This is a genomic window from Actinospica durhamensis (genome assembly GCF_018139695.1).
In the GTDB taxonomy this organism is placed as follows: Bacteria; Actinomycetota; Actinomycetes; order Streptomycetales; family Catenulisporaceae; genus Actinospica; species Actinospica durhamensis.
Map to the genome: position 1 here is coordinate 1 of NZ_JAGSOG010000385.1, position 6407 is coordinate 6407.

General features: G+C 70.6%; 4 protein-coding genes. 3 read left to right on the forward strand and 1 reads right to left on the reverse strand.

The features are described from left to right. Both KDL01_RS38125 and KDL01_RS38130 read left to right on the forward strand, forming a co-directional pair. Positions 1-1461 (forward strand): PP2C family protein-serine/threonine phosphatase (locus KDL01_RS38125; RefSeq protein ID WP_212533588.1); only part of this gene is annotated, 1461 nt, incomplete at its 5' end. Between the two features lie 371 nt (positions 1462-1832). Further along, positions 1833-3458, forward strand: coding sequence for an RNA polymerase sigma factor (locus KDL01_RS38130; RefSeq protein WP_307846776.1), 1626 nt, complete (start codon positions 1833-1835; stop codon positions 3456-3458). A gap of 273 nt (positions 3459-3731) precedes the next feature. Here KDL01_RS38130 and KDL01_RS38135 read toward each other — a convergent pair whose 3' ends face one another. Continuing rightward, a complete protein-coding gene (locus KDL01_RS38135; protein WP_246577564.1) occupies positions 3732-3941 on the reverse strand; it encodes a DUF7455 domain-containing protein in 210 nt (69 codons plus the stop codon). Between the two features lie 325 nt (positions 3942-4266). Here KDL01_RS38135 and KDL01_RS38140 point away from each other — a divergent pair, with 325 nt between their 5' ends. Beyond that, entirely contained in the window at positions 4267-6342 is a 2076-nt protein-coding gene (locus KDL01_RS38140; RefSeq protein ID WP_212533590.1) for a DNA gyrase/topoisomerase IV subunit B, read from the forward strand. The last annotated feature ends 65 nt before the right edge of the window (positions 6343-6407 follow it).

Consider the following 6407-nt stretch of genomic DNA (forward strand, 5'->3'; position numbering starts at 1 on the left):
GGCCACCCGAGCCCCCCGGACCGACGCACCACCCCCGACCGCCTCAGCACCGCGGACCGGCTGAGCTCCGAGAGCGCCGGCGCGGTGCGCTACCTCGACTCCTGCTGGACTCCGGTGCGGGACGAGACCGGGGCCGTGGTCGCGGCGCTGGCCGTGGTCAACGACGTCACCGACCGGCACCGCATCGCCGATCTGCTCGGCTCCACGCAGTGGCGCATCGGCAAGCTGCAGACGGTGGCGCGGGAGATGGCGGGGGCGCTGACGATCAGCGAGGTGCGCGCGGCGGTGGCGAAGCTGGGGCAGATCACCGGGTCCACGCACGTGGACCTGCGGCTGCTCGATCCGGTGGGCCGCTCGCCCTGGCCGACTCCGTTGTTGCCCGCGCCGCGGCGGCGCCGGCCGCGGGAGCGGGCCGAGGAGGAGCGCTGGGAGTGGCGCACGCTCACCTGGCCCGCGCTGTTGGCCGCGGCGGTGCGGGACGGGCAGCCGTGCTACCTGTCCGACCGCGACGCCCTCGACCTGCGCTACCCGGAGGCCGCGCAGTGGCCGAGCACCACCGCGCCGGGCCCGGGGGAGCACGCCTGGGCGGTGCTGCCGCTGTCCACCTCGGTCGGGCCGGTCGGCGGGCTCTACCTGGTCTACGACGCCCCGCGCGGGTTCGACGAGGACGACCGGGCCTATCTGCAGGCGCTGGCCGGGCAGTGCACCATGGCGGTGGCCCGGGCGCGGATGCACGAGCGCGAGCACCGGCAGGTGGTCTCGCTGCAGGAGGCGATCCTGCCCAAGCGGCTGCCGGAGCTGACCGGGGTGGACGCGGCGTTCCGCTACATCCCCGGGTCTCTCGACACCGAGGTGGGCGGCGACTGGTACGACCTGTTCGGCTTCCCGGACGGGCGGATCGGCCTGGTCGTGGGCGACGTCATCGGCAAGGGGATCACGGCGGCGGCCGGGATGGGGCGGGTGCGCGCCGCCCTGCGCGCGCTGGCGTTCACCGACCCCTCGCCGCGCTCCGTGCTCACCGGCCTCGACCGGCTCTTCGACGCCACCGAGAACGCCGAGTCGCTCACCACCGTGGTCTACGCGGTGCTGGATCCGACCACCCGCAGCCTGGTGCTCTCCGACGCCGGGCACCTGCCGCTGCTGGTGCGTACGGCGGCGGGGGAGGTGTTCTTCCTGGAGAGCGAGACCGCTCCGGCCGCCACCCCGCTCGGGCTGAGCGAGCAGCGGATCGAGTTCGAGGTCGCGCTCAACGCGGGGGACGTGGTGATCGGCTTCTCCGACGGGCTGGTGGAGACCCGCGAGGCGTCCCTGAGCGAGGGCTTCGAGCGGCTGGTGCGCGCGGTGCTCGGTGCGCCGGTCGGGGACCTCGACGCCCTGCTCGACCACATGGTCGACGAGATGCTGCGCGATCAGGAGCAGGACGACGACGTCACCCTGCTGGCAGTGCGGATCGGTGCGTGAAGGCGGCGTATCCACAGCGGGCGGGGGGTGCGGATCCGGTGAAACCGACCCCTCGTGCGCAACTGCCGCGTGGGCGCTGCTAGACTGTCTCCCCGAGTGCGTGACCTGCGTTTGCGAAGCGGTGAACGGCGGCTCGGCGGCGATGCGCCGCCCACAAGCCGCGGCCGGTGGATGATTCACACCAGGCACGACGAAGGCGGACGCGACCGCCCGGTTGTCCGGGGGGAATATGCGGGGCCCGATGGACGCTGTCCAATGTGGGCGAGACATGCACATGGGGCCTGTTCAGGCGCCCCGCATCGGCTTCACCGCGAGCACCGCCAGCGCAGATCATATTCGAGTATTCGAGCACCGTTCCGAAGGGTATGTGAGTGTCGGCTCCCACCACTTCCGCGACCGTCGACGAGACCCCGGCCACGCCCGTGGCCGCCGCGGTCCAGTCCCTGCTGGCCAAATCCCAGGACCAAGCCGTTTCCAGCGATGACGTGCGGCGCGCCTGCGAAGGCGCCAAGGTGCCGGAGGGCGACCTGAAGAAGGTCGTCCGCGCACTGATCGAGAAGGGCGTCGTGGTCGCCGTGGTGGGCGACGCAGCCGCGCCGATCGGTCGGACCAAGGCACGCAAGCAGGTGGCCGCGGCCACCTCGCCGAGCCGCACCGCGACCAGTTCCGTACGCAAGTCCGAGTCCGAGTCCGGTGACGCGGCCGCCAAGGCCGCCCCGGCGAAGAAGGCGGCCGCCAAGAAGACCGTCGCGGCCAAGCCCGCCGGCGGCGAGGGCGATGCCGCGAAGAAGACCGTGGCCAAGAAGACCGCGGGCAAGGCCGTCGCCGCGAAGCAGGGGTCGAAGTCGGCCGAAGACGAGCCGGACGAGGCGATCGAGGGCGAAGAGGGCGAGATCGATCTCGAGCTCGCCGCCGACGAGCTGCTCGAGGCGGCCGACGAGGCGGAGGCCGAGGCCGAAGCCGAAGAGGTCGACGAGACCGCGGACCCCGCGGCCGCCGCCAAGAGCGAAGAGGACACCGAGGAGGGCTTCGTGCTCTCCGACGACGACGAGGACGACGCCCCGGCGCAGCAGGTGGCCTCGGCCGGTGCCACGGCCGACCCGGTCAAGGACTACCTCAAGCAGATCGGCAAGGTTCCGCTGCTGAACGCGGAGCAGGAGGTCGAGCTCGCCAAGCGGATCGAGGCCGGGCTGTTCGCGGAGGAGAAGCTCAACTCCGGCGACCAGATGGACCCGCGCTTCCGGCACGAGCTGGAGATCATCGCCGAGGACGGGCGCCGCGCCAAGAACCACCTGCTCGAGGCGAACCTGCGCCTGGTGGTGTCGCTGGCCAAGCGCTACACCGGCCGCGGCATGCTCTTCCTCGACCTGATCCAGGAGGGCAACCTGGGTCTGATCCGCGCGGTGGAGAAGTTCGACTACACCAAGGGCTACAAGTTCTCCACGTATGCCACCTGGTGGATCCGGCAGGCGATCACCCGCGCGATGGCCGACCAGGCCCGCACCATCCGTATCCCGGTGCACATGGTCGAGGTCATCAACAAGCTCGCCCGCGTGCAGCGCCAGATGCTCCAGGACCTCGGGCGCGAGCCCACCCCGGAGGAGCTGGCCAAGGAACTCGACATGACCCCGGAGAAGGTCATCGAGGTGCAGAAGTACGGCCGTGAGCCGATCTCGCTGCACACCCCGCTCGGCGAGGACGGCGACAGCGAGTTCGGCGACCTGATCGAGGACTCCGAGGCGGTCGTGCCGGCCGACGCGGTCTCCTTCACGCTGCTGCAGGAGCAGCTGCACTCGGTGCTCGACACGCTCTCCGAGCGCGAGGCCGGCGTGGTCTCGATGCGCTTCGGCCTGACCGACGGCCAGCCCAAGACGCTGGACGAGATCGGCAAGGTCTACGGCGTCACGCGCGAGCGGATCCGGCAGATCGAGTCGAAGACCATGTCCAAGCTGCGCCACCCGTCGCGCTCGCAGGTGCTGCGCGACTACCTCGACTAAAACCGCAGAAAAGCAGCACGAGCGGACAGCCCGCGGGGCCCTCGAGAGAGGGCCCCGCGGGCTGCTGTACGGCCCTGGCCGGGCCGGTGGGGTCTCGATGGTCCGGCCGGACGCTCCGAGACTTCAGAATGGTCCGGGGATCGTCGGGTAATGCGATGAGCAGCGGGCCCGTCGCGGGTCCGGAAAACACGCCGCCCCGCGGCCCGGTACGGGCTGCGGGGCGAACGGTCGTCGGGGAGGTAGCAGTTGTCGGTGTTCTGGCGAGCGGGAGGCTTAGTGAGCCTCGGTGAGCTTGTCGGTCTCGTCGTGGATGTCCGCCGCGATGGAGCGGAGGCTCTCCTCGTACTTCTTACCGTGGTGGGCGCAGAACAGCAGCTCTCCGCCGGAGGCCAGGGTGACGCGGAGGTACGCCTGGGCGCCACAGCGATCGCAACGATCGAGCGCGGTCAGGGGTTCGGCCGTGGGAGTGAGGACAGCGGTCACGTCAGCTCCTTCTTGCTGCGTCGGCGGTATTGCTACCCGGATCAACATCAAACCATCCCGCGGCGCCGAGCGCCCTGCCCCGAGGGCGATTTCCGGCCTCGTTCGCTCAGGGCGTACGGGCTGCGGCACGGAATACGCCTGACCGCTACCGTAGGGCACCGGAGCATCGCTCTGGGTGCAGTCCGAAACGGGTTTTTCCGACGTCCTTGTCGGCATCTGGGCGGGGTTGGCGGGGGTAAGACGCGTGGCGGGACTGTCTCACACAGCCGCTACGCTGGGCAGCGCAGAGAACGCCGACGAGGCGTCCGCCCCGAGGGAGGATGACGTGGCCGCGAGTCCCGAATACACCGCACGGCACCTGCTGGTGCTGGAGGGGTTGGAGGCGGTGCGCAAGCGGCCCGGTATGTACATCGGCTCGACGGACAGCCGCGGCCTCATGCACTGCGTGTGGGAGATCATCGACAACGCCGTGGACGAGGCGCTGGCCGGCTACGGCGAGCACATCGAGGTCTACCTGCACCGGGACGGCTCGGTGGCGGTGCACGACCACGCCCGCGGCATCCCGGTGGACGTGGAGCCCAAGACCGGCCTGTCCGGCGTCGAGGTCGTCATGACCAAGCTGCACGCGGGCGGCAAGTTCGGCGGCGGCTCCTACGCGGCCTCCGGCGGCCTGCACGGCGTGGGCGCCTCCGTGGTCAACGCGCTCTCGCAGCGGCTCGACGTCGAGGTGGACCGGGACGGGGCGACCCACTCCATCTCCTTCCGCCGCGGCGTGCCCGGCGTGTTCGACGGCGAGGGGCCGGACGCGCCCTTCGAGCCGCGCAACGGCATGGACAAGACCCGCCGCTCGGCGAAGAAGGCCGAAGCCGGGATCAGCGGCACCCGCATCCGGTACTGGGCGGACCGGCAGATCTTCCTGAAGGACGCGAAGATCTCGCTGGAGGAGCTCTACGGCCGGGCCAGGCAGACCGCCTTCCTGGTGCCCGGCCTGACCATCGAGGTGCACGACGAGCGCACCGACGAGGTCACCGTCGAGTCCTTCCACTACGCCGGCGGCATCTCCGAGTTCTGCGAGTACCTGGCCCCGGACCGGCCGGTGACCGACACGCTGCGGCTGACCGGCAACGGCACCTTCACCGAGACCGTGCCGGTGCTCGACGAGTCCGGCCACATGGTGCCCACCGACGTGGAGCGGCTGCTCGAGGTGGACGTGGCGATGCGCTGGGGCACCGAGTACGACACGGTGCTCAAGTCCTTCGTCAACATCATCATCACGCCCAAGGGCGGCACCCACGTCACCGGCTTCGAGCGGGCGCTGGTCAAGACGGTCAACGAGCAGCTGCGCGCGGCCAAGCTGCTGCGGGTGAACGACGACCCGGTCACCAAGGACGACATCCTCGAGGGCCTGACCTCGGTGATCACGGTGCGTCTGTCCGAGCCGCAGTTCGAGGGCCAGACCAAGGAGGTGCTCGGCACCCCGGCCGCCGCCCGGATCGTGACCAACGTGGTCTCCGACCAGCTCAAGGCCTTCCTCACGGCCACCGACAAGAACCGCAAGCCGCAGGCGCGCACCGTGCTCGAGAAGATCGTGGCCGCGGCCAGGACCCGGATCGCGGCCCGCCAGCACAAGGAGACCCAGCGCCGCAAGAACGCGCTGGAGACCTCGGCGCTGCCGGCCAAGCTCGCGGACTGCCGCTCCGACGACGTGGAGCGCTCCGAACTGTTCATCGTCGAGGGGGACTCCGCCCTCGGCACGGCCAAGCTGGCCCGCGACTCCGAGTTCCAGGCGCTGCTGCCGATCCGCGGCAAGATCCTGAACGTGCAGAAGTCCTCGGTCGCGGACATGCTCAAGAACGCCGAGTGCGCCGCGATAATCCAGGTGCTCGGCGCGGGCACCGGCCGCTCGTTCGACATCGACGCGGCCCGCTACGGCCGGGTGATCATGATGGCGGACGCGGACGTGGACGGCTCGCACATCCGGACCCTGCTGCTGACCCTGTTCTTCCGGTACATGCGGCCGATGGTGGAGGCGGGCCGGGTGTTCGCGGCCGTGCCGCCGCTGCACCGGATCGAGGTGATCGGGCAGGGCCGGGCCAAGAACGAGTACATCTACACCTACACCGACCAGGAGATGAAGACGGTCACCGCCGACCTGGCCAAGCGCGGCAAGCGGATCAAGGACCCGGTGCAGCGCTACAAGGGCCTCGGCGAGATGGACGCGGACCAGCTGGCGGAGACCACGATGGACCCGCGCCACCGGATGCTGCGCCGGATCACGCTCTCCGACGCCGAGGCCGCGGACCGCATCTTCGACCTGCTGATGGGCTCGGACGTGGCCCCGCGCCGCGACTACATCATCAACTCGGCCGCCCTGCTCGACCGCTCGGCCATCGACGCCTGACCTACCCGGGTACGCCCGGCGCACGACGCACGACACAGCCCGACGCACGAGAGCGCCGACCCGCC